Origin of the sequence: Bradyrhizobium sp. (assembly GCF_016462955.1) — a bacterium.
GTDB lineage: Bacteria > Pseudomonadota > Alphaproteobacteria > Rhizobiales > Xanthobacteraceae > Bradyrhizobium.
In genome coordinates, this window is the sequence record NZ_JAEMSD010000716.1 from 1106 (window position 1) to 2713 (window position 1608).

Sequence of the window (1608 nt, forward strand, 5' to 3'; positions counted from 1 at the left end):
ATCCGAGCTGGAGACCGCAATGCCTTCACGCAGCGCCGAGGCGAGCAGGCGTACAGCCGATGTCGAGCCCCACGGCGCAAGGAAGCCATAGGCTGCTTCGGGCCGTGCCACGGCGCCAGGGAGTTCCGCATCCGCCGAGAACGCGGCCATGGCTCCGGTTGGCTCATCGGCGCAGCGGTCGGTCGTGATGTTGAACATCACGGGAAGCGACCATGCCGTCACGTCGTAGAGTTCGGGCTCGAGGTCCTTGGCGCGGCGTCGCTCCTGCTCGGCCATGAATTTCGGGTCGAGCGAGACCTGCGGTTCCATCAGCGTGCGGACGAGGCGACCGGCGGGCTGGCCAAGGGACACGACGTAGGTCCCTGCAGGGTAGGTCTTGCGGCAGGCGCGGATGGTGTCGGTCGCGCGGCTGACCTCGATGCCTTGCGCTGCAAGCAGTTGCGCGAGGCGATCGGCCGTCGACTGGTCCTGCTGCGGCGGGATCACGTAGGACCGCACGGCGCCCTTGCGCCCCTCATCGATGGCGGAAGCGCGATAGGCGTAGAACTCGCGCAGCATCTTCTCGCGGTTGGAGGCGACTGTTTCCAGCGTCGCGATGGACGAGGTGAAGTGGCGGCGCACCGTATCCTGATAGCTCATGTCCGAGCCGTCCGAGCGGTGTGCGAGAAGCCCGCGCGCGGACGCCTGCTCATAGGTCGTGCCGATCGAGCCCTGGAACAGCGGCCATGCGGCGCCGTAGCCGGGATAGAAGGCGTCATACACTTCGCGGGTGAAGTAGGAGAAGCCGAACTGGTCGAACCAGCGCGCATTGTTGCGGCCGATCAGCTTGAGCGCGTCGCGCTGGGTCTGCGTGATGTCCGGGTTGTATGGATCGGCTTCGGGCGAGAAGAAGTAGGTCGAGTCCGAGCCCATCTCGTGCAGGTCGACGAAGACGAGCGGAAACCACTTCTGGAAGATCTCCACGCGGCCGCGCGTCTCGGGCTGGGTCAGCGAGATCCAGTCGCGATTCATGTCGAACAGGTAGTGGTTGGTGCGGCCGCCGGGCCAGGGCTGGTTGCGCTCGGCCGCGATGCGGCTTCCGGAGGGCTCAAGTCCCGTGGTGTCGTAGAAGCCATTCACGAAGCGGTCGCGGCCATCAGGGTTCTGGACGGGATCGATGAAGACCACCGTGTTGGCGAGAATGTTCCGCACCGTGGGATCATTGCTGGCGGCGAGCAGGTGATAGGCCGTCATCATCGCTCCGTCGGAAGACGATATCTCGTCGCCATGGACGCCGTGGCCCAGCCACACCGAGCCGGGTGCTCGGGCGATGATCGCGTTGGCGGCGGCTTGCGATGTGCGGCGCGGATCGGCGAGGGCCTTCATGTCGGCGGAGAAGGCGTCGAGTTGCGAGATGCGCTCGGGTGAGCCGATGGCGACGTAGACCAGCTCACGGCCCTGCCAGCTCTTCGCGTACGGTGTGACGACGATGCGGCCGGGAGCGGCCTGCTGAAGGGCGCGGAAATAGCGGATGACGTCGGCGGCCGGCGTGATGCGCTCGCCGGACGGCTTGCCCAGCACGCTCTCGATCGTCGGAATGGCTGAGTCGTAGGTGACGCCTGGCAGGAA

At 66.2% G+C, this 1608-nt stretch carries 1 protein-coding gene; it reads right to left on the reverse strand.

Features of this window, described 5'->3' with window-relative positions; all coding sequences use genetic code 11:
• Positions 1–1608: M14 metallopeptidase family protein (locus tag JHD07_RS37320; protein ID WP_291631291.1), on the reverse strand; the 1608-nt coding region annotated here is incomplete at both ends.